Origin of the sequence: Acidimangrovimonas pyrenivorans (assembly GCF_042643245.1) — a bacterium.
In the GTDB taxonomy this organism is placed as follows: domain Bacteria; phylum Pseudomonadota; class Alphaproteobacteria; order Rhodobacterales; family Rhodobacteraceae; genus Acidimangrovimonas; species Acidimangrovimonas pyrenivorans.
Window position 1 is genome coordinate 1 of record NZ_JBHRSK010000005.1, and the last position, 21,324, is coordinate 21,324.

At 68.2% G+C, this 21,324-nt stretch carries 17 protein-coding genes and 1 tRNA gene; 14 read left to right on the plus strand and 4 right to left on the minus strand.

Features of this window, described 5'->3' with window-relative positions; translation table 11 throughout:
• The 4 genes from ACFOES_RS09490 to ACFOES_RS09505 form a co-directional block, all read left to right on the plus strand.
• Positions 1–4,847: VCBS domain-containing protein (locus tag ACFOES_RS09490; protein ID WP_377833027.1), on the plus strand; the 4,847-nt coding region annotated here is incomplete at its 5' end.
• Between the two features lie 98 nt (positions 4,848–4,945).
• Complete coding sequence (locus tag ACFOES_RS09495; protein WP_377833028.1) at positions 4,946–5,614, plus strand: LuxR C-terminal-related transcriptional regulator; 669 nt, start codon at positions 4,946–4,948, stop codon at positions 5,612–5,614.
• Positions 5,611–7,440 (plus strand): sensor histidine kinase, encoded by a 1,830-nt coding sequence (locus ACFOES_RS09500; protein WP_377833029.1) that lies wholly within the window; start codon positions 5,611–5,613, stop codon positions 7,438–7,440. The genes ACFOES_RS09495 and ACFOES_RS09500 overlap by 4 nt, the downstream gene beginning before the upstream one ends.
• A gap of 144 nt (positions 7,441–7,584) precedes the next feature.
• On the plus strand, positions 7,585–7,806 hold the full coding sequence (locus ACFOES_RS09505) for a hypothetical protein (RefSeq protein WP_377833030.1): 222 nt from the start codon (positions 7,585–7,587) through the stop codon (positions 7,804–7,806).
• 233 nt (positions 7,807–8,039) lie between these two features.
• On the opposite strand, the gene ACFOES_RS09510 is transcribed toward ACFOES_RS09505, so the two are convergent.
• The 4 genes from ACFOES_RS09510 to ACFOES_RS09525 all read right to left on the minus strand — a co-directional run bounded on the left by ACFOES_RS09510 (position 8,040) and on the right by ACFOES_RS09525 (position 12,589).
• A tRNA-Ser gene (locus ACFOES_RS09510) sits at positions 8,040–8,129 on the minus strand.
• A gap of 226 nt (positions 8,130–8,355) precedes the next feature.
• Complete coding sequence (locus ACFOES_RS09515; protein ID WP_377833031.1) at positions 8,356–9,078, minus strand: alanyl-tRNA editing protein; 723 nt, start codon at positions 9,076–9,078, stop codon at positions 8,356–8,358.
• On the minus strand, positions 9,075–11,561 hold the full coding sequence (locus ACFOES_RS09520; protein ID WP_377833032.1) for a DUF3772 domain-containing protein: 2,487 nt from the start codon (positions 11,559–11,561) through the stop codon (positions 9,075–9,077). The genes ACFOES_RS09515 and ACFOES_RS09520 overlap by 4 nt, the downstream gene beginning before the upstream one ends.
• Positions 11,558–12,589: a cysteine synthase A gene (locus ACFOES_RS09525; protein WP_377833034.1), complete on the minus strand. Its 1,032-nt coding sequence runs from the start codon at positions 12,587–12,589 to the stop codon at positions 11,558–11,560. The genes ACFOES_RS09520 and ACFOES_RS09525 overlap by 4 nt, the downstream gene beginning before the upstream one ends.
• Before the next feature lie 201 nt (positions 12,590–12,790).
• Here ACFOES_RS09525 and alr point away from each other — a divergent pair, with 201 nt between their 5' ends.
• From alr to ACFOES_RS09575, 10 genes are all read left to right on the plus strand, one after another.
• Positions 12,791–13,843: an alanine racemase gene (gene alr / locus ACFOES_RS09530; protein WP_377833035.1), complete on the plus strand. Its 1,053-nt coding sequence runs from the start codon at positions 12,791–12,793 to the stop codon at positions 13,841–13,843.
• Positions 13,843–14,622, plus strand: coding sequence for an MlaE family ABC transporter permease (locus ACFOES_RS09535; RefSeq protein ID WP_377833087.1), 780 nt, complete (start codon positions 13,843–13,845; stop codon positions 14,620–14,622). The genes alr and ACFOES_RS09535 overlap by 1 nt, the downstream gene beginning before the upstream one ends.
• On the plus strand, positions 14,619–15,365 hold the full coding sequence (locus tag ACFOES_RS09540; protein ID WP_377833036.1) for an ABC transporter ATP-binding protein: 747 nt from the start codon (positions 14,619–14,621) through the stop codon (positions 15,363–15,365). Before ACFOES_RS09535 ends, ACFOES_RS09540 begins: the two co-directional genes overlap by 4 nt.
• 6 nt (positions 15,366–15,371) lie before the next feature.
• Positions 15,372–15,953 (plus strand): hypothetical protein, encoded by a 582-nt coding sequence (locus tag ACFOES_RS09545; RefSeq protein ID WP_377833038.1) that lies wholly within the window; start codon positions 15,372–15,374, stop codon positions 15,951–15,953.
• 165 nt (positions 15,954–16,118) lie between these two features.
• Positions 16,119–16,349, plus strand: a complete 231-nt coding sequence (locus tag ACFOES_RS09550; RefSeq protein WP_377833039.1) for a hypothetical protein — start codon at positions 16,119–16,121, stop codon at positions 16,347–16,349.
• Positions 16,350–16,601: 252 nt separating this feature from the next.
• Positions 16,602–17,060: a paraquat-inducible protein A gene (locus ACFOES_RS09555; RefSeq protein WP_377833040.1), complete on the plus strand. Its 459-nt coding sequence runs from the start codon at positions 16,602–16,604 to the stop codon at positions 17,058–17,060.
• 134 nt (positions 17,061–17,194) lie between these two features.
• Positions 17,195–18,562 (plus strand): DNA repair protein RadA, encoded by a 1,368-nt coding sequence (gene radA / locus ACFOES_RS09560; RefSeq protein WP_377833041.1) that lies wholly within the window; start codon positions 17,195–17,197, stop codon positions 18,560–18,562.
• A gap of 19 nt (positions 18,563–18,581) precedes the next feature.
• Positions 18,582–19,211 (plus strand): CvpA family protein, encoded by a 630-nt coding sequence (locus ACFOES_RS09565; protein WP_377833042.1) that lies wholly within the window; start codon positions 18,582–18,584, stop codon positions 19,209–19,211.
• A 78-nt stretch (positions 19,212–19,289) separates the two neighbouring features.
• Positions 19,290–20,753, plus strand: coding sequence for an amidophosphoribosyltransferase (gene purF, locus ACFOES_RS09570; RefSeq protein ID WP_377833043.1), 1,464 nt, complete (start codon positions 19,290–19,292; stop codon positions 20,751–20,753).
• Positions 20,750–21,166: a DUF1284 domain-containing protein gene (locus ACFOES_RS09575; protein ID WP_377833044.1), complete on the plus strand. Its 417-nt coding sequence runs from the start codon at positions 20,750–20,752 to the stop codon at positions 21,164–21,166. Before purF ends, ACFOES_RS09575 begins: the two co-directional genes overlap by 4 nt.
• Positions 21,167–21,324 lie beyond the last annotated feature (158 nt).

Genomic DNA, 21,324 nt, shown 5'->3' on the forward strand with positions numbered 1-21,324 from the left:
CGGTGCAGACCACGGCGAGCGGGGCGGTCCAGGAGGACGATAGCCTGAGCGCGGCGGGTCAGGTCGCGGCGAGTGACGTCGATCAGGGCGACAGCCTGAGCTACACGGTCCACGGCGGCGGCGCCGGCAGCTACGGCACGCTCAGCGTCGATGGCCAGGGCGCCTGGAGCTACGTGCTGAACAACGACGCGGCGAATGTGCAGGCGCTGGATAGCGGCGACAGCGTCACCGACAGCTTCACCATCGACGTGTCGGACGGCAATGGCGGCCTTACCACGAGCGCGGTGACCGTGACGGTGAACGGCACCGACGACAACCTGGCGCCGGTGGCCAGTGACGACAGCTTCGCTGCGCGGATCTATGCCACGCCCACCAGCTATGACGAAGTCGAGACGAATGACACACTGGCGAAGGCAATGTCGCTCGACGGGCTGTTCGAGCTCAGCCCGGACAACTCCGTCAACGATTCGGATATCAACCCGCATGTGACGGTCAACGGCACGCTGTCGAGCAATTCCGACAATGATTTCTATGCCTTCACGGTGGCCGAGGATGGCACGCAGGTCGTGCTCGATATCGATGGCGGCGGGCATTACAGCTACAAGCAGGGCAATTTCACGCTGCATGGCGCGGATGTGGAATTGCTGCTCGAGAACGCGAAGGGGCAGCTTGTCGGCGTTAGCTATGACGCGGGGAAGGGGCATTCCGACTCCGGGTCGACGGCGGGCACGTCGGGCTATTTCAACCCGGATTATAGCCACTACACGAATTACACGATCGACCCCTATCTCGTGGCGACGCTCAACAAGGGCACCTATTACGTCAGGATCGACGGGCAGGTCGGGACCAACAACGCCTATACCCTGCACATCTCGCAATCCGACGTCTCGACCGCTTTCGATCATTACGTCGACGAGGATCACGCCACCGTCTTCGCGGCCAGCGAGCTCTTGTCGAACGACAGCGACCCGGATGGCGGCACCCTGTCGATCCAGTCGCTGCAGACCAGCGACAGCTCGGCCGCCTCGACCACCAGCATCACCTCGGCCGAGGGCGCCATCGTGACACTCAATGCCGACGGCAGTCTGGTCTATGATCCCACGGCCTCTGCCGGCCTGAACGCGCTGGCGGCGGGGCAGGTCGGGAGCGACAGCTTCTGGTACACGGTCTCCGACGGTCAGGGCGGTACGAGCTCGGCCGAGGTGACGCTCAGCGTGTGGGGGATCAACGATGCCGCGACCATTACCGGCACCAGCGCCGCGGCGGTGACCGAGGATGTGGGCGTCGTCGCGGGCGCGCTGACGACGAGCGGCTCGCTGATGGTTTCCGACCCGGACGCGGGCGAGGCGCAGTTCCAGGCGCAGGCGGGCGTCGGTGGCGACAACGGCTATGGTAGGTTCACCCTGACGGAGGACGGCAGCTGGAGCTACGTAGCGGACAATTCCCAGACCGCGATCCAGGAACTGCTCACCGGCCAGCAATTGACCGACAGCTTCACCGCGACCTCCGTCGATGGCAGCGCGACACAGGTCGTGACCGTCACGATCAACGGAACGGACGACACCGCGGTGATCGGCGGCACTGCGAGTGGCGCGGTGACGGAGGATAGCGCGGTCACGGCCGAGGGCATGATCGAAACCGGCGGCACATTGGTGATCTCCGATGCCGACACCGGGCAGGCGCAGTTCCAGGCCCAGACCGATGTCGCGGGCAATTATGGAAGCTTCTCGCTCACGCCGGATGGCAACTGGACCTACAGCGCCGACAATGCGCTGGCGGCGATCCAGGCGCTGACCACGGGCCAGCATCTGAGCGAGAGCTTTGCCGCGCTCTCCTACGACGGCTCGGCCAGCCAGATGGTCGTCGTGACCATCGAGGGAACCGACGATGCCGCCCAGATCGGCGGCACGGCGACGGGGGCGGTGACCGAGGACAGCGCGGTGACCAAGGGCGATCTGACCGCCAGCGGCGTGCTGACGATCACCGATCCGGATGCCGGGCAGGCGTCGTTCCAGGCCCAGCCGGATGTGGCGGGGGATCATGGCTACGGCAGTTTCAGCCTCGGCGCCAACGGCCAATGGAGCTATGCCGCCGACAATTCCCAAGCCGCGATCCAGACACTGGCCGAGGGCGAGCAGGCGACCGACAGCTTCACCGCGGTTTCGGCGGACGGTTCGGCCACGCAGCAGGTCACCGTCACCCTGACCGGCGCGAACGACGCGCCGGTGGCCGAGGCGGATTACCTCGGGGTGCGGCATCTGGAGACGCCGACGATCTACCGCGAAGGCGACCTGACCAGCAGCGGCAATCAATCGCGTGCCACGGCGGTCTCGCTCGACGGCTTTTTCAAGCTCAGCCACGACGACGAGGTGACGAATTCGGACAGCGACGCGCATGTCTCGGTCAAGGGCTCTCTTCCGAACAACCACACCGATGATTTCTACGCGTTCACCGTGACCCGTGACGGCACCCAGGTCGTGCTCGATATCGACCATGGCGGCTATTACGACAACAAGCTCAACGGCATGGACACGGAACTTGCCCTGATGGCCTCGGACGGCACGGTGATCGCCAAGAACGATGACGAGAAGACCGGCGATCCGGGGTCGATCACCACCAACTACGGCAAGTACGATCCCTACATCACGCATACGCTCGCGGCGGGCACCTATTACGTCCGGGTCGATGCGACGACGATCGGCAACAACAAGAACTACCAGCTCAATGTCTCGACCTCGGACGTGGCGGCGGCGGCGACCTCTCAGGTGGATGCCGACGCGTCGCTGGTGCTGTCGGCGCACGAGCTGACCGCGAACGACAGCGATATCGACAGCGATGCGTTGACGCTGGCCGCGGTGACGGGCAGCACGCTGTCGGGCGGCCACGAGACCTGGCTCAGCGCTGCCGGGGCGACATTGACGCTCGACACCGCCACCGACACGCTGACCTACGACCCCTCCGGGGTCGCGGCCCACGTGGCGCTGGCGGAGGGTCAGGTGGCGATCGACAGCTTCAGCTACGCGATCTCGGACGGCCATGGCGGCACCGCGACGGCCATGGCCCAGATCGCGGTGGGCGGCGTCAACGACGCGCCGACGCTGGACGCGGGCACGCTGAGCGACGGGGCCGACAACACCACGGCGACGCTCGATGTGTCGACGCTGGGCCATGACGTCGACAGCGATGACAGCGGGACCACGCTGAGCTATGCGCTGGTCGGCGATCCGACGAACGGTGGCAGCGCGACGATCTCGGGCAGCACGCTGAGCTTCGACCCGGGCAGCGATTTCCTGCATCTCGCCGAGGGCGAGACGGCGCAGACGGTCTTCACCCTGCAAGCGACCGACGCCCATGGCGCGACCGTGACCAGCACGCTGACCGTCACCGTCGACGGCGCGAACCAGGGGCCGGTCTTCGCCCCCGACGCGGCCGTTGCGGCGGAGGCGGCGACCGACACCGCGCTGGCCGAGACGCGGCTGACCGGTGCGGCGGTCGGCGAGTTCGACGGCATCGTGCAGAACGTTGTCGCGACGCAGACGCTGGCGGAGGGGGGGGCTATCCACCTCTCGCTGCCCTCCGACGTCTCGACGGTCTTTGCCGATCCCGAGGGCGATGCGTTGCAAGGTTACGAGCTGCTGCACAGCTACAAGCTGAACGCCAGCGGGGGGCTGGTGGATCTTGATACGAATACCTCGCTGACCCACCCCGATTTCAGTCTCGACAGCAGCGGCACCATCACCGCCACGACCGACGGAACCCAGCAGGGCTATTACCTGCTCGAATTCGGCACCAGCGACAGCCATGGCGCGGCCAGCAGCGACAGCGTTTACGCCTTCCTCAACGTCCAGAACGTCGTCGACAACGTCAACAGCAACGGCTTCGCCGGCACCCTCTATGACGACATCGTCAGCGGGGGCCGAGGCGGGGATGTCATCCACGGCGGCAACGGCTACGACACGCTCATCGGCAATGCCGGCAACGACGTGATCCATGGCGACGCCGGCAACGACCTGCTTGCCGGCGGTGACGATGGCGACGCGCTCTACGGCGATGCGGGCGCCGACACGCTCAACGGCGACAAGGGCGCCGACACGCTGCATGGCGGCGACGGCAACGACGTGCTGGACGGCGGCAAGGGCAGCAACATGCTGAACGGCGACGCAGGCGACGACATCTTCCATACCGGCGCCGGGACCGACACGATCAACGGCGGTGACGGGACCGATGTGCTCGACATGAGCTCAAGCGTCACGAACTGGAACATCGCCCTGTCGACCGGCAGCACGGCGAATGGCGACTACGTCGCCGGGCAGGTGCGCTTCGGCGGCGACCGCTATGCCACGCTCGACTCGATCGAGAACGTCACCGGCGGGTCGGGGGCCGAGCACATCACCGGCAACGAGGCCGACAACGTGATCGCGGGCAATGCCGGCAACGATGTCATCGACGGCGGTGCCGGCAAGGACATCCTGTCGGATGGTGCGGGCAACGACACGGTGATCGGCGGCGACGGCAACGACATCCTCTATGCCACCGAGGGCACGAACCAGCTGACCGGCGGCAGCACCAGCGCCGGGGGACTGATCGGCGAGGCGGATCTCTTCGTCTTCGGCAGCGGCCAGACGCAAAGCGTGGTCACCGATTTCGACGTCGGCGCCGACCATCTCTATCTGCTCGACCATCTCGACGTGACCGGCGTGCAGGACTGGGGCTCGCCCCCGCCCGGGGGCACGCTCGCAGGAACCTATATCAACCTGAGCAACGACGAGACCATCATTCTGGAGGACGTGCATCTGGGCAGCGGCGCCGACTGGCACAGCCTGTTCAGCGATGATCTGGCCATTTGAGCCCGACACAGGAGGCGCATTGCTGAAAGCCCCGGACCGTGGAACAGTGTGAGGCGCAGCCCCCGGCACCGTCGGCCGGGACAGCGCATGGGCATGGGATGACCGATCGCATCTACAACATACTTCTGCTCGAGGATCTGCGCGCCGTGGCCAAGCGGCTGAGCGGCATCCTGGAGCGTTGGCCGGGGGGCAGGCTGCTGCCCGTCTGCACGACCGTGGCCGAGGCGCTCGCGGCGATCGAAAGCCAGCCCGTCGACATCCTGATCGCCGACCTGCAACTGCCCGACGGGCTCGGGATCGAGGCGATCCGTGCGCTCAAGGCCAAGAGGCCCGAGGCCCATGCGATCGTCATGTCGGTGCTCAACGGCGGGCCGGTGGTGCTCGACGCGATCCGCGCCGGGGCGACCGGCTATGTCGTCAAGGACGACGAGTCGATCGGCGTCCTCTCGGCGGTCGAGATGGTGCTCGAGGGCAAGTCGCCGATGTCGGCGACGATCGCGCGGCTGATCGTCGAGAGCATGCAGGGCGCTGCGAACGATCAGGCGGCGCAAGACCCGGAGGAGGCCGAGATTTCCCTGACCCCGCGCGAACGCGACGTGCTGACGATGATCTCGCGCGGGTTCTCCTACCGCGAAGTGGCCGAGATGCTGGGGATTTCGGCGCAGACGGTGCCGGTGCATGCGCGCAACATCTACCGCAAGCTCGAAACCACCAGCAAGACCGAGGCGGTCTTCGTCGCCCATAGCCGGGGCCTGATCGACCTATGAGCCCGCTGGCCCAAAGGCGCCTGGTCAAGGGCGTGCTGTGGGTCGGGCTGCTGGTGGTGCTGACCTACTTGCTGAGCCGGCCGGTCGAGGAATATCTGATGGCGCGCCATACCGGCGTGACGATCTCGCGCGCGGTGATGGTGCGCGAGGACGGCAGCCGCCAGCCGCTGACCCTGCCGGTGCAGTGGCGCTCGTCCTACCGGGAACTCGTCACCCGGGTCTTCGAGCTGGAGCTGACGCTCGACAAGGTGCCGGTGGAGGGGGTCTATCTCTATCTGCCCTTCTTCGAGCCGCGGCTGCGGGTCTGGGTGCGCGACACCCAGCTTTACGACAGCCGGATCCAGGGCATGTGGAGCCCGCTCGACCGTTCGACCTCGCTCGTGCATCTGCCGCGTAACGTGCTGCAGCAGGGGGCCAACACGGTCCGGCTGGCGGTCGAGACCGGGCCCGCGCCATTGGGATCGCTGTCGCAGGTGGTCGCCGGCTCCCTGTCCGAGCTGCGCTCGGTCTATCTGCTGCGCTCGTTCTTTAGCCACACGATCAAGCCGATCATCTTCGGCATGCAGCTCTTCCTGGCTCTGGCGGGGCTGCTGCTCTTCGCGCTGCGGCCCAAGGATGTCGTCTTCGGCTGGCTCGGGCTTCTGATGGCGACAGCCAGCGTGCCCGCGCTGGCGGCGATGGAGACCGGCCTGCCGCGGGTCGCGGCGGCCTCGCATTCGATCTACCTGCTGATCCCGGCCGCGGGGCTGAGCCTGATCGGCTTCTCGCTGTCGCTGACCGGGTTGCGCGCCTCGCGCCATGTCCTCGCCCTGACAATCGCCATCCCCCTTGCCCTGTTCGTGCTGACCGCTGTCTTCAGTCTCTCCGGCCCGGCACTCGGCTTCCTCTTTTCCTTCCCGTTCTTCCTCGGCTGCACCACCTTGTCGATCGGCGTGCTAACGAGCGTGTCATTGCGTGAGCCCCGGCTCGAGGTCATTCTGTTCCTATTCAGCCTGGTGCTGCTGGCGGTCGGCACTGCGCATGATTTCGCGATCCGCCTGGGCTGGATTGCGGACGGGATGTTTCTGTCGGTCTTCAGCCGCTTCTTCTCGGTCACGGCGATTGTCATCTTCATCGTGCGTCGGCTGGCCGACCAGGCGGATTCGCTCGACCAGGCCGCAGAGGTTCTGCGCCAGAAGCTCTGGGAAAAGGAGGCCCAGCTTGCCACCTATTTCCAGCAACAGAAGAAGCTCGACGAGGCGCGGGTGCTCGCCGAGGAGCGTTCGCGCATTACCGCCGATCTGCATGACGGTGTCGCCGGGCATCTGACGACGATCGTGGCGCTCTCGGACCAGCCCGAGGACGTCAGCCGCGAGATCAAGCAAAGCGCCCGCAACGCGCTGATCGACCTGCGCATGGTGATCGACACGATGGCGGTGCGTGAGGGCAGCCTGCGCTATTACCTCAGCCTGTTTCGCAACCGCTGCCTCGAGCCGCTCGAGAACCTCGGTATCAACGTGATCTGGTCGATGGCGCGGCTGCCCGAGATCGCCAACCTGTCGCAGGAGCGCGCGCTGAACATCATGCGGGTGCTGCAGGAGGCGGTGAACAACGCCCTGCGCCATGGCAATCCCGACACGATCGTTATCTCGGGCATGTCGGAGGGGCGCGATCAGATTCGGCTGACGGTGACCAACAATCGCGGCGTACCGAGGCCCGCAACCGAGAGCGGTGGCATGGGGCTGATCAACATGCGCAAGCGGGCGCGGGCGCTCGGGGGCAGCCTGGATTTCACCCTGACCGGGGCCGAGGCCTCGCTGGTGCTGATCTTCCCGGTGTCGCCGTGAACGCCGGACCGATTGAGCCTAACGGAGGCGCGACCTTTCCACATAGGGTGACCAGTTATGCGTGGGTTCTGCCCTTGTTGGCCGTATCGAGCGTCCGATTTCGGGCACGGTGCCGACGAGCTTGCCCAGTTGCGGGGGGTGTCGATGCAAAGCCGCCAGGCGGCTGACGTCGTTTTGCAGGCCCTGCGCATGGCCGCCCAGCAGGTAGCAACCATTTGCAAAGAAGTCCTTCTGCCCGAGTTTCAGAATCTGATCGCGTTTGTCGACTACGAGGAACATGTGGACATCCTTGATGCAGCTAATGATCCCGATGCCGCGGAACTCGCTGAATTCCTTCGAGAACGCATTCGCCGTGTTGTCGGGTAGGGCGAAGCAACAAGGCCCGCGTCAGCTCCGAAATAGCCGGAAGTCAAGTCCAGCGCCGGAAGCGCCACCCGAAAACCGTATCGCGCCAAATGCCAAACAGAGACTCGGGCCGTTTTGGGCGGCTATTTCGCCTGTGATTTCAAGTTTCCAGGAGGCATCGCGCCCTGCATATTGCGGAAATCGCGCCACAATGCGCGAGGCGTAAAATCTTTTAATATCAATGATTTACGTGATGGCGGAGAGAGCGGGATTCGAACCCGCGAGACGGTTTCCCGCCTACACACTTTCCAGGCGTGCGCCTTCGACCACTCGGCCACCTCTCCGTGCCCGCCCCTTATAGCGGGCCGCCCGCAGCGTTCAAGGGGGGACGTCGCGCGGGGATCTGCCTGCGTGCCGGGACCGGCTGCATCGTCTCTTGCCGTCCGCCCCACCGGTCCCGCGGCAGGGGGAAGCCGCCCGGACTTGCGGCGCGCCGACGCCGGTCGTGGAGCCGTCGCAACTGCCGGCGCCGGGTCTGCCTGGACACCGGCGGGGCGACGCGGCGACGCCTCAATCGGCCAGCAGGATGCTGACGCGGCGGTTCTGGCGGCCCTTCTTCTCGACCTTGCCGAAGCGGATCGCGCCGATCTCGCCGGTGCGGGCGACATGGGTGCCGCCGCAGGGCTGCAGGTCGACCTGATCCGCCCCCTGCCCGATCCGCACCAGCCGGACCCGGCCCTGGCCCATCGGCGGCTTGACCGACATCGTCTTGACCATGCCCGGATTGGCCTCGAGTTCGGCATCGGTGATCCAGTCCTCGGTCACCGGCAGGTCGCGGTCGATCAGGGCGTTGAGCTCGGCCTCGAGCGCGGCGGGATCGGCCGGCGGCTCGGGCATGTCGAAATCCAGCCGCCCCTTCTCGGCGCCGATCTGGCCGCCGGTGACCGGCAGCGGGATCACGACCGAGAGCAGGTGCAGCGCGGTGTGGACCCGCATGTGGCGGTGGCGCCGCTCCCAGTCCAGCGCCAGGCTGACCTTGGTGCCGACCGGCGGCAGGGCGGCGGGCTCGGCCGGGACCAGGACGATCGCGCCGGCCTCGCCCTTGACCGCGGTGGCGATGGCGAGCCGGTTGCCGTCCCAGCTCACCGCGCCGCTGTCGCCGGGCTGGCCGCCGCCGGTGGGATAGAAGATCGAGCGGTCGACCACGATGCCGCCCTCGGGCGTGTGGGCCAGCACGGTGGCCTCGGCCTCGGCAAGGTAGGGATCGGTGCGGAACAGCGGCTCTGTGGTCATGACATATCCTCGGCGTCGGGCTTGGCGGTATCGGAAAAGGCGGTGAAGGTCGGGCCGGCATCCCCGGCCCCGGCCCCATCCCCGGCCTCGCCGCCGCCCTCGGGCGGCCGGGCGGGGACGGCGGGCGGGCCGCGCAGGGCCTCGGGATTGCGCAGCCAGATGTCGCGCTGCGCGAAGGGGATCTCGATCCCCTCCTCGCCGAAGCGGCGGGCGATCTCGTGGTTGAGGTCGCTCTTCACCGTCAGGATGAAGTTGACGTCGCGCAGGATCGCCCGGATCTCGAAATCCAGGCTGTCGGCGCCGAAGCCCGAGAAGATCACCGTCGGCGGCGGGTTGACGACGACCAGCGGGTGGTTCTCGGCGATCTCGGTCAGGATCTTCTCGACCTTGCGGGTATCGGTGCCATAGGCGACGCCGACCTTGATGATCAGCCGGCCGTTGAGGCTGAACCGGGTCCAGTTGGTGACGACGCCGGTGATCAGGTCCGAGTTGGGGACGATGACGTCGGTGCGGTCGAAGGTCTCGATCCTTGTCGAGCGCACCGAGATCGAGCGCACCGTGCCCATCGTGCTGCCGACCTCGATCCAGTCGCCCTCGCTCACCGGGCGCTCGATCAGCAGGATGATGCCCGAGACGAAGTTCGAGACGATGTTCTGCATGCCGAAGCCGATGCCGACCGACAGCGCGCCGGCGACGATGGCGAGGCCGGAAAGGTTGATCCCGGCGGCGGTGATGGCGATGACTGCGGCCAGGAAGATGCCCAGGTAGCCGGTGCCCGAGACCATCGCGTTGCGGCCGCCCTGGTCGAGCCTGGTCTTGGGCAGGACCGAGGATTTCAGCACCCCTTGCAGCAGCCGCGTCGCGCCGTAGCCGATCGCGAAGATCACCGCGAAGGTGAAGAAATTGCTGGGCGATATCGTGGTATTGCCGATCGAGACGCCCTGGACGAAGCGGGCCCAGAGCTCGGCCAGGTCGGTGACGCGGGCGCCCCAGATCAGCGCGAAAAGCGGCAGCGACAACAGCACCAGGGCGAAGCCGATCAGCACCGGCGCCAGCGCCTCGGCGCCGCGGGTGTCGCGGAAGATCAGCGCGTAGATATCGCCGATCAGCTCTTGCAGGATCGCCAGGATCGCCAGCAGCCCGAGCGAGATCACCAGCGGGTAGAGCACCCCGGTCGCCGCCTGGACGTAGCCGATGGCGGCGAAGAGCGGGGCGACGACGCCGAGCACGATCAGCGCCCGGCCCAGCCAGCCGATCATCCAGTCGCGATAGCGCGGCGCCTCCTCCGGCACCGCGACCTCGGCGCAATGCCGGCGCATCAGCTGGCCCAGTCGTGACAGCACCAGCCCGGTAAGCACCAGGAGCGGCAGCAGCAGCACCCCGTTCGCGGCCTGGGCGTCGATGCCCTCGGGCGGCACCAGCACCGCCTTGCGAATCTCGTTCAGCCCCAGCAGCAGGCCCAGCGTGGCGACATGCAGCCGGCCCTCGGCCCGGCGCTCGGGTGGCAGGCGGAACAGCGCCGTCTCGGTCTCGGTCTTGGCGAAGATCTGCCCGCCCAGCCAGCGCGCACCAAAGAAGACGATGCCGAAATCGAGCAGCCCGCCGGTCAGCGCCTCGCCCACCGGACCGACGACGCCGGTAGCCCGGATCGCCGCGATCAGCGCGACGAGGCCCAGCAGCGGCAGCGCGATCTGGCCCAGCGACAGCAGCAGCGCGCCGACCTTGCGGCCGCGCGCCGAGGCATTGCCCGGCAGCGCCAGAGCGATGCGCTCGACCCAACCGCGGCCGCGGTTGAGCAGCACCGCGGCGAAGATCAGGTAGCCCAGGATCAGCGGCAGGTTCGAACGCATCTGGGCGCGCAGGCTGGCGCTGTCCCAGGCCGAGCGCATCTCGCCCCAGAGATCGCCGGCGGCGCGGCTGACGGTGGCCAGGGCGGCGGCCCAGTTGGCCGGGTTCACCGGCGCCGGCCAGAGCTGCATCAGCGCGTCGGCCTGGCGTTCGCGCATGATCTGGTCGATCTCGCGGATGATGCCGTCGGCCCGGCGATAGGCGGAATCGGCGGCCAGCCCCGGCGCCTGCAATTGCGCCAGCTGGTCGGTCAGCTCCTTGCGCCGGCTGGCGATCTCGGGCGCCTCGGTCTGACCCTCGGCCGGCGGCGGGCCCAGCGCAGCGATCTGTGCCTGGACCGTCTCGATCCGGCTCTTGTTGGCGTTCTCCGCCGCCTGAAAGCTGCTGCGCCAATTGGCGATGCGGCTGCGCCATTGCTCCAGCACCACGTTCGAGGTGCCGGGGGCCGAGACGATCTTCTCGCCCACGCTCGCGATCGCCTCCCAGCTGTTGTAGTCGGGCGGGGCCGTCGACTGGTCGCTCGCCTGGCTCTGCGCCGCGACCGGGACGGCCGGCAACAGCAGGGCCGCCGGCGCCATCAGCGCCAGCAGCAGCGCCAGCGCGAGGTGGCGCAGCCGGGCGGCCCCTGCCCTCATCCGGCGAAGACCGTCGGCACCGGCGCCGGCACGCGGTCGAGCCAGCCGGGCACCGGCAGGCCCTTCTCCTTCAGGAAGGCCGGGTTGAACAGCTTGGACTGGTAGCGGGTGCCGTAGTCGCACAGCACGGTGACGATGGTGTGGCCCGGCCCCATCTCCTGCGCCATGCGGATGGCGCCGGCGACGTTGACCCCGGACGAGCCGCCCAGGCACAGCCCCTCGTCCTCGAGCAGGTCGAAGACCACCGGCAGCGCCTCGCTGTCATGGATGTTGTAGCACATGTCCGGGGTGAAGCCTTCGAGGTTGGCGGTGATCCGGCCCTGGCCGATGCCCTCGGTGATCGAGCTGCCCTCGGACTTGAACTCGCCCGTGGTGTAGAAGCTGTAGAGCGCGGCGCCGTCCGGGTCGGCGAGGCCGATCTTGACGCCCTTGGGCTGCAGCGCCTCGGCGATGCCGGCCAGCGTCCCGCCCGAGCCGACGGCGCAGATGAAGCCGTCGACCTTGCCGCCGGTCTGCTCCCAGATCTCGGGCCCGGTGGTCTCGACATGGGCCTGGCGGTTGGCGACGTTGTCGAACTGGTTGGCCCAGATCGCGCCGTTGGGCTCGGTCCTGGCCAGTTCCTCGGCCAGCCGGCCCGAATAGCGGACGTAGTTGTTCGGGTTCTTGTAGGGTGCCGCCGGCACCTCGACCAGATGCGCGCCGGCGAGGCGCAGCATGTCCTTCTTCTCCTGGCTCTGGGTCTCGGGGATGACGATGACGGTCTTGAACCCCATCGACGACCCGACCAGCGCCAGGCCGATGCCGGTATTGCCCGCCGTGCCCTCGACGATCGTCCCACCGGGCTTGAGCTGCCCCTTCGCCACCGCATCGTTGATGATGTAGAGCGCGGCGCGGTCCTTGACCGACTGGCCCGGGTTCATGAACTCGGCCTTGCCGAGAATCTCGCAGCCCGTGGCCTCGCTGGCCTTGTTGAGACGGATCAACGGCGTGTGGCCGATCGCCGCTGCCAGGTCCTTGCAAATCCGCATGGTCGTTTCCTTTCGCTTCCCCTCATTGATAGGAGCGGCGCCCGCCCCGCGCAACCGCCGCTCGCGCCTCTTTGCGGCCCCGGTTCGCGCCCCCGGACCCGGCCCGCAGCGCCGCCGCTGTCGCGCAGCGGTGAGCGGGGTTTTCCGCCCGCGGATCCCCTTTCCACTTGACCTGACGCGCCGGGCTGGCAAAACCACGCCATGAGCAGCGGTATCCTTTCCATCGACCTCGACGCGATCGCCGCCAACTGGCGCGCGCTCGACCGGATGACCGACCCCGCCACCCAGACCGGGGCGGTGGTCAAGGCCGACGCCTACGGGCTCGGCATCGACCGCGTCGCCAAGGCGCTGGCCAAAGCCGGGGCGCGGCGTTTCTTCGTCGCCGTCGCCGAAGAGGCCGTGGCGCTGCGCCGGGCGCTCGGGCCCGGGCCGCAGGTCTGCGTCTTCTCGGGCCACATGGCCGGCGATACCGGCCTGATCCGCGATCTCGACCTGACGCCGATGCTGAACTCGATCGACCAGCTGACGCGCCACCTCGAAAGCCTGCCCGGCCATCCCTTCGGCATCCAGCTCGACAGCGGCATGAACCGGCTCGGGCTCGAGCCGCTGGAATGGCAGGCGGTGGCCGAGCTGGCGCTGTCGGCCGGGCCCGAGATGCTGATCAGCCACCTCGCCTGCGCCGACGAGCCCGACCACCCGATGAACCCCCGCCAGCTCGAGGTGTTCCGGGCGATGACCGACGGCACCGGCGTGCCGCGCTCGCTGTCGGCGACCGGCGGCGTGCTGCTGGGCCCCGACTACCATTTCGAGCTCACCCGCCCCGGCATCGGCCTTTACGGCGCGCGGCCCTTCGCCAAGGCCCGGCCGGTGGTCCACCTGACGCTGCCGGTGATCCAGCTGCGCGACGTCGACGCGGGCGAGACGGTGGGCTACGGCAACAGCTGGACCGCCGAGCGCGACACCGTCGTCGCCACCGTCGCGGCGGGCTATGCCGACGGCATCACCCGGCACCTGTCGAATGCCGGCCAGCTCTGGGCCGGCGACAGCCCCTGCCCGATCCTCGGCCGGGTCTCGATGGACCTGATCACGGTCGATGTCTCCCACCTGGCCGAAGTGCCGGCGACGCTCGACCTGCTCGGCCCGCACCAGGGTGTCGACGACATCGCCGACACCGTCGGCACCATCGGCTACGAGGTGCTGACCAACCTCGGCCACCGCTACCTGCGCCGCTATAGCGGGGGGCCGGCGGCGTGATCCTGCTGTCTCCGCTTGCGGTGCTCGGCCGGGCGACGCTGGCCGCCCTGGCGGTGCTGGGCCGGATCACCCTCTATGCCGGCCGCGCCGTGTCGCATCTCCTGCGCCCGCCCTTCTACGGCCGCGAATTCCTTTCCGCGCTGGTCTCGATCGGCTGGCTCAGCCTGCCCGTCGTCGGCCTGACGGCGCTGTTCACCGGCGGCGCGCTGGCGCTGCAGATCTATTCCGGCGGCGCCCGCTTCAACGCCGAGGCGGTGGTGCCCTCGATCGTCGCCATCGGCATGGTGCGCGAGCTGGGCCCGGTGCTGGGCGGGCTGATGGTCGCCGCCCGCGTCGCCTCCTCGATCGCCGCCGAGATCGGCACGATGAAGGTGACCGAGCAGATCGACGCCCTCGTCACGCTGTCGACCAACCCGATGAAATACCTCACCGCGCCGCGGCTGCTGGCGGCGACGCTGGTGGTGCCGCTGCTGGTCGCGGTGGGCGACTCGATCGGCATCTTCGGCGGCTACCTCGTCGGCGTGAACAAGCTCGGCTTCAACCCCGCCACCTACCTCAAGAACACCGCCGACTACCTCGAACCCTGGGACGTCACCTCGGGCCTGATAAAGGGCGCGGTCTTCGGCTTCATCGTCGCCCTGATGGGCTGCTATTACGGCATGAACTCGGCCCGCGGCGCCCAGGGCGTCGGCCGCGCCACCAAGGGCGCGGTCGAGGCCGCCTCGGTGCTGATCCTCGCCGCCAACTTCCTGCTCACCGCGCTGTTCTTCTCGCAATGATCACACTCACCGACGTCCACAAGGCCTTCGGGGCCAACAAGGTCCTGCAGGGGGTCGACCTCGAGATCGGCACCGGCGAGTCGATGGTGATCATCGGCGGCTCGGGCACCGGCAAGTCGGTGCTGCTGAAATGCATCCTCGGGCTGGTGACGCCGGATCGCGGCACCATCACCCTCGACGGCCAGGACGTCACCAAGGGCGACCGCGACGCCTTCCTCGCCCGCTTCGGCATGCTGTTCCAGGGCGGCGCGCTGTTCGACAGCCTCAGCGTCTGGCAGAACGTCGCCTTCCGCCTGCTGCGCGGCAGCCAGAAGCGGCCCAAGGCCGAGGCGCGCGAGATCGCGATCGAGAAGCTGCGCCGCGTCGGGCTGAAGCCCGAGGTCGCCGACCTCTACCCGGCCGAACTGTCGGGCGGGATGCAGAAGCGCGTCGGCCTCGCCCGCGCCATCGCCGCCGAGCCCGAGATCATCTTCTTCGACGAACCCACCACCGGCCTCGACCCGATCATGTCCGGCGTCATCAACGAGCTGATCCGCGAGATCGTGGTCGAGATGGGGGCGACGGCGATGACCATCACCCACGACATGACCTCGGTCCGCGCCATCGCCGACAAGGTGGCGATGCTGCATGGCGGGCTGATCCGCTGGACCGGGCCGGTGGCGCAGATGGACAGCTCGGGCGATCCCTATCTCGACCAGTTCATCCATGGTAGAGCGGAAGGGCCGATTGAATCCGTGAGGTAGAAGCCGATGCTGGAGCCCGTGGTCGCGCCGATCGCCGATGTGCTGGCGGGCCTGGTCTCCCTCTACGTCCAGCTTCTTGCCGCCCTGCTTTCGGGCGCGATGGTTTCCGGCCTCCTCGCAAGGCGGCAACGTGGCGCCAGGCGCCTGGCCTATGCGGTGGCGGCGCTCTGCGCGCTGCATCTCTTCCTCGGCCTGCTGCTTCCCTTCGCGCGTGACAGCCTGCTGCTGTCGCCGCTGTTCTCGCTCTGGGCGATGCTTGGCTCTCTGGCGCTGCTGGTCCTCGCCCTGGGCCTCGCGACCGCCATCGGCCTGACCGCCGGACGGTCCGGTGCGCCCCCGACACGGCCGATCGGGAGGGCCGGTCACCTCAAGCTGATGCTGCTGAACTACGCGCTGACGATCGCCATCGTCTTCGGAGGCGTCTCGATCCTGACCGCCCAGCACCAGCGCAACGGCCTGCGGGCGGACATCTGCGCCGCGCTGGACGGCAAGCTCGACACTGCCTGGCAGGAGCGCGCCGCCCGACTGCGTGCATTGACAGAACGGCTGCTGAGGAAGGACGCCGGGGCACTGCGATTCTGCGACTGAGCGGCACGCCAACAGGAAACAGTAAGAGATAAGCAGCCATCATTGTTGACGCTTTCGGCAGCAGCAGAGGTAGGGAAGCCCCCAAAGACACGCGTTTGCGACGCGAGATAGTTGCCAGAACATGCCTGCGGTGGAAGCCTCGATCACATTGGTGGGGGACATATTATGCTACCTGGTGCGGCACGGGCCCTGGCGCGGGCCCATGGCGGCGACCGCGAGGGGGTCTTCGCCCTGTCCTCGGAATTCGACAGCATGCGCGAGCGGCTCACCCACCTGCGCAAGCATCCCGACCTGAGCGGGCTCGAACCCGAGCTGCTCGAACTGGCGGCGCAGATGAGCCACCTTTCCCGCGATCTGGCCCGGGTCTATTCCGACGAGAAGGTCGCCCGGGCCTAGGGCTTCCTGCGCCAGCGCCAGCAGGAGGCCGAGGCGCTGACCCGCCGGATCAAGCCGGCGCAACATGCCTGCGACGAGATCCGGCGCTGGCTCGAGGACGTCCGGGCCGAGGCGAAGCTGGCCGAGGCCCAGCTCGCCCGGCTGGAGCGCGACCTGCGTGACGTGCTGCCCTCGCTCGGCTATGACGTCGAGGATGTGCAGCCCAATGTCGTCCAGATGCCGTCGAAACCGGCCAACTGATCCGGCCTCGCGATGAGGGCGGCGCTGCTCTGGGCCCTGCGGCTGGCCAACCTGTCGCTGCTGGTGCTGTTCCCGGTCGCCTGGTTCGCGCCGCTGATGCGGGCCGGGCTGCTGCCGCTGTTCGGGCTGTCGCAGATCTCGGTGATCTCGGGGCTGCAGTCGCTCTGGGGCAGCGACGTGGTCCTCGCCCTGATCGTCACCGGTTTCGCCCTGTTCGCGCCCTACCTGAAGACCATCGGCCTGGCGCTGGTCCATTTCGACCTGCTGTCGCCCAGGGTGATGCCGGCGCTGCACCTGCTGGGCAAGCTGGCGATGGCCGACGTGTTTCTGGTCGCGCTCTACATCGTCGTGGTCAAGGGCGTCGGGCTGGCGACGGTGCGGACCGACTGGGGGCTCTACCTGTTCACCGGCTGCATCCTCGCCTCGCTGGCGATCTCGATGGCGACGGCGCGGGCGATGCGGAAGAACTGAGCGAGGCAATGGCCCCCTGTTCCGCCCGGCATCTGCGCCGGGCAGCGCCCCGACGCGAAACGTGACAGGCTCTTCGGCATGCTTCCGCCGTCGCAACCGCTTGATCCCGCCGCCCCGCTCGGGCACCAAGGGGCATGGCAAAATCGAGCCCCACCTTCACCTGCTCCGCCTGCGGCGCCAGCTATCGCAAATGGGCCGGCCGCTGCGAGGCCTGCGGCGCCTGGAACACCATCGCCGAGGAGGCCCCGCTGTCGGCCGGGCCGTCCTCCAAGACCCTCGGCGCCAGCCGCGGCCGGGCGATCGCGCTCACCGACCTGTCGACCGAGGAAACCCCGCCGCCGCGCACCCTGAGCGGGCTGGACGAGCTCGACCGGGTGCTGGGCGGCGGGCTGGTTGCCGCCTCGGCGATCCTGGTCGGCGGCGACCCGGGCATCGGCAAGTCGACGCTGCTGCTGCAAGCCACCGCAGCCTTCGCCCGCAGCGGGCTGAAATGCCTTTATGTTTCCGGCGAGGAAGCCGCCGCCCAGGTGCGGATGCGCGCCGCAAGGCTGGGGCTGCAGGACGCGCCGGTCGCGCTCGGGGCCGAGACCAACCTGCGCGACATCCTGACGACGCTGGATGCCGAGCGCCCCGACCTGGCGATCATCGATTCGATCCAGACCATGTGGGCCGACACTGTCGAAAGCGCGCCGGGCTCGGTTTCCCAGGTCCGCGCCGCCTGTCACGAGCTTGTGAGTTTCGCCAAGAAACGCGGCACCTCGGTCATCCTCGTCGGCCACGTCACCAAGGAGGGCCAGATCGCCGGCCCCCGCGTCGTCGAGCACATGGTCGATACCGTGCTCTATTTCGAGGGCGAGCGCGGCCACCAGTTCCGCATCCTGCGCGCGGTCAAGAACCGCTTCGGCGCCGCCGACGAGATCGGGGTGTTCGAGATGACCGGCCAAGGCCTGTCGCAGGTCTCCAACCCCTCGGCGCTGTTCCTGTCGGAACGCGGCCAGGCCAGCCCCGGCTCGGCGGTTTTCGCCGGCATCGAGGGCACAAGGCCGGTGCTGACCGAAATCCAGGCGCTGGTCTCGCCCTCGCCGCTGGGGACGCCGCGGCGCACCGTCGTCGGCCTCGACGGCGGCCGGCTGTCGACCATCCTTGCCGTGCTCGAGGCGCGTTGCGGCATCCCCTTCGCCGGGCTCGACGTCTTCCTCAACGTCGCCGGCGGCATGCGGGTCAGCGAACCCGCCGCCGATCTCGCCGTCGCCGCCGCGCTGCTGTCGGCGCGCGAGGATGCGGCACTTCCGCCCGACATGGTGGTTTTCGGCGAAATCAGCCTCTCGGGCGCCCTGCGGCCGGTCGGCCAGACCGAAAACAGGTTGAAAGAAGCGCAAAAACTTGGTTTCTCACAGGCAATCGCGCCCTCCCGCAGCAAAATCGGCGGCGGCGACGGGCTACGGATCAAGCAGATGCCGGACTTGACGGCATTTGTCGGAGACATGTTCGGCGCCGGATGACGCCGCAGGGAGTGACTGGATGGAAGGTTTCACCGTCATCGACGCGGTCGTCGCCGTCGTCATCGTGCTGTCGGCCATTCTGGCCTATTCGCGCGGGTTCGTGCGGGAGGTGATGGCGATCGCGGGCTGGATCGCGGCGGCCGTGCTGGCCTATATCTTCGCCCCGCAGGCCGAGCCGCTGATCAAGGAAATCCCCGTCCTCGACAAGTTCCTCGCCGGCAGCTGCGAATTGTCCATCGTCGCCGCCTTCGCCGCCGTCTTCGCCCTCGGGCTGGTGATCATGTCCTTCTTCACGCCGCTGTTCTCCTCGGTGGTGCGCCATTCGGTGCTGGCCGGGATCGACCAGGGCCTGGGCTTCCTGTTCGGCGTCGCCCGCGGCCTGCTGCTGGTGGCGGTGGCCTTCGTCGTCTACGACCGCGCCATGGCCAACGAGGCGATCCCGATGGTCTCGGAAAGCCGCTCGGCCAAGATCTTCCAGCAGTTCCAGGCCAATATCGACCAGACCATTCCGACCGACGCGCCCGGCTGGATCGTCCAGCGTTACGAGCATCTTGTCGGCAACTGCGGCGCTCCGGCCTCGGGCAGCGCGGCGCCCACGACGCCCCCCGCGAACGCCCCGGCCGACGGCACTGCGACGACAGGGAACTGATTGCGGACGTGACAGTTCGGTGACGAGTCACTATGTGGGGGCGTAACCCCAGACAAACGGATTCGGAGCCTCGCCCAGATGCGTCCCTTCCTCAGCCACCCCTTCGACGATGACAAGCTGAAGGAGGAGTGTGGCGTTTTCGGCGTCATCGGCGTTGCCGACGCCGCCAACTTCGTCGCCCTCGGCATGCACGCGCTGCAACATCGCGGCCAGGAGGCCGGCGGCATCGTCACCTACGATCCCGAGACCGGCTTCAACTCGGCCCGGCGCTTCGGCTACGTGCGCGACAACTTCACCAAGGCCGGCGTCATGGCGACCCTGCCCGGCGAGATCGGCATCGGCCATGTCCGCTACTCGACCGCCGGCTCCAAGGGCGCGACCGCGATCCGCGACGTCCAGCCCTTCTTCGGCGAGTTCTCGATGGGCGGCTGCGCGCTGGCCCATAACGGCAACATCACCAACGCCGCCGCCCTGCGCCGCGAGCTGATCGAGCGCGGCTCGATCTTCCAGTCGTCGTCGGACAGCGAATGCATCATCCACCTGATGGCGCGCTCGATCCAGAAGAACATCCCCGAGCGGATGAAGGACGCGCTGCGCCGGGTCGAGGGCGCCTTCTCGGTCGTCGCCATGACCCGGACCAAGCTGATCGGCGTCCGCGACGCCCTCGGCGTCCGGCCGCTGGTGCTGGGCAAGCTCGGCGATGGCGCCTGGTGCCTGTCGTCCGAGACCTGCGGCCTCGACATCATCGGCGCCGAATTCGTGCGCGAGATCGAGCCGGGCGAGATGGTGGTGATCGACGCGAACGGGGTCGAGAGCTTCCACCCGTTCGAGCCGGCGAAATCGCGCTTCTGCATCTTCGAGCACGTCTATTTCTCGCGCCCCGACAGCATCCTCGGCGGTCGCTCGGTCTACGAGACCCGGCACGCGATCGGCGTCGAGCTGGCGCGCGAGGCGCCGGTCGAGGCCGATCTGGTCTGCCCGGTGCCCGACAGCGGCACCCCGGCGGCGATCGGCTTCGCGGCCGAAAGCGGCATCCCCTACGGCATGGGCATCATCCGCAACCAGTACATGGGCCGGACCTTCATCGAGCCGACCGAGCAGATCCGCAACATGGGGGTGCGGCTGAAGCTGAACGTCAACCGCGCCCTGGTGCGCGGCAAGCGGGTGATCCTGGTCGACGACTCGGTGGTGCGCGGCACCACCAGCCGCAAGATCAAGGACATGATCCTCGACGCCGGTGCCGCCGAGGTGCATTTCCGCATCGCCAGCCCGCCGACCGCCTGGCCCTGCTTCTACGGCGTCGACACGCCGGAACGCGCCAAACTCCTCGCCGCCACCATGAGCGAGGACGAGATGCGCGAATGGATCGGCGTCGACAGCCTCAAGTTCATCTCGCTCGACGGGCTCTACCGCGCCGTCGGCGAGGCCAACGGCCGCGACCCGAAGGCGCCGCGCTATTGCGACGCCTGCTTCTCGGGCGAATACCCCGTCGCGCCCTCGGACATGATCGAGAAGGGCTTCGAGATGAAGGCGGCCGAGTGAGCCTGCGTTTTCGCAGGCATCATTTCCTCTGTGTGCTGGGGTTTCAGGGCGAGGGCTATTCCGACGGCTTCACCGCCAACATGGACGGCATCGTCAGCGGCCGGCTGCGTGCCCCCGGCGGCGCGGAGGTCGAGATCGAGGTGGTGGGTGCCGCCGACGACATCTGCGCCCCCTGCCCCGGGCGCCGCGGCGCGGGCTGCGTGAAACAGGCCAGGATCGACGCGCTGGACGCCGCCCACGGCGCCGCGCTCGGGCTGGCGCCGGGCGACCGCATCCGCTGGGGCGACGCGCTCGACCGCATCCGCGGGCGCGTGATGCCGGGCGACCTCTCCACCCTCTGCGCCGGCTGCCAGTGGCTCGAGCTGGGCCTGTGCGAGGCCGCCCTGTCCCGGCTGCACGGCGCGGACGGCTGACGCGGCGCCAGCGAGGGGCTGTCTGCCCCGCGGCCATTGCGCTTGGGCAATGGCGCAAAAGAAGGGCGAGGGGCTGTCTGCCCCTCGCGCTCCCCGAGGATATTTTCGAGCAGAAAGAAGGCAAGGCCACGCCTTCGTGGCCTCGGTAGTCCCCGACC

What these genes read in the sequence shown, in the direction of transcription:
- ACFOES_RS09495 (WP_377833028.1), top strand. Translation starts at nt 4,946, where the DNA reads ATGACCGATCGCATCTACAACATACTTCTGCTCGAGGATCTGCGCGCC.
- ACFOES_RS09500 (WP_377833029.1), top strand. Translation starts at nt 5,611, where the DNA reads ATGAGCCCGCTGGCCCAAAGGCGCCTGGTCAAGGGCGTGCTGTGGGTC.
- ACFOES_RS09505 (WP_377833030.1), top strand. Translation starts at nt 7,585, where the DNA reads ATGCAAAGCCGCCAGGCGGCTGACGTCGTTTTGCAGGCCCTGCGCATG.
- ACFOES_RS09515 (WP_377833031.1), bottom strand. Translation starts at nt 9,078, where the DNA reads ATGACCACAGAGCCGCTGTTCCGCACCGATCCCTACCTTGCCGAGGCC.
- ACFOES_RS09520 (WP_377833032.1), bottom strand. Translation starts at nt 11,561, where the DNA reads ATGAGGGCAGGGGCCGCCCGGCTGCGCCACCTCGCGCTGGCGCTGCTG.
- ACFOES_RS09525 (WP_377833034.1), bottom strand. Translation starts at nt 12,589, where the DNA reads ATGCGGATTTGCAAGGACCTGGCAGCGGCGATCGGCCACACGCCGTTG.
- alr (WP_377833035.1), top strand. Translation starts at nt 12,791, where the DNA reads ATGAGCAGCGGTATCCTTTCCATCGACCTCGACGCGATCGCCGCCAAC.
- ACFOES_RS09540 (WP_377833036.1), top strand. Translation starts at nt 14,619, where the DNA reads ATGATCACACTCACCGACGTCCACAAGGCCTTCGGGGCCAACAAGGTC.
- ACFOES_RS09545 (WP_377833038.1), top strand. Translation starts at nt 15,372, where the DNA reads ATGCTGGAGCCCGTGGTCGCGCCGATCGCCGATGTGCTGGCGGGCCTG.
- ACFOES_RS09550 (WP_377833039.1), top strand. Translation starts at nt 16,119, where the DNA reads ATGCTACCTGGTGCGGCACGGGCCCTGGCGCGGGCCCATGGCGGCGAC.
- ACFOES_RS09555 (WP_377833040.1), top strand. Translation starts at nt 16,602, where the DNA reads ATGAGGGCGGCGCTGCTCTGGGCCCTGCGGCTGGCCAACCTGTCGCTG.
- radA (WP_377833041.1), top strand. Translation starts at nt 17,195, where the DNA reads ATGGCAAAATCGAGCCCCACCTTCACCTGCTCCGCCTGCGGCGCCAGC.
- ACFOES_RS09565 (WP_377833042.1), top strand. Translation starts at nt 18,582, where the DNA reads ATGGAAGGTTTCACCGTCATCGACGCGGTCGTCGCCGTCGTCATCGTG.
- purF (WP_377833043.1), top strand. Translation starts at nt 19,290, where the DNA reads ATGCGTCCCTTCCTCAGCCACCCCTTCGACGATGACAAGCTGAAGGAG.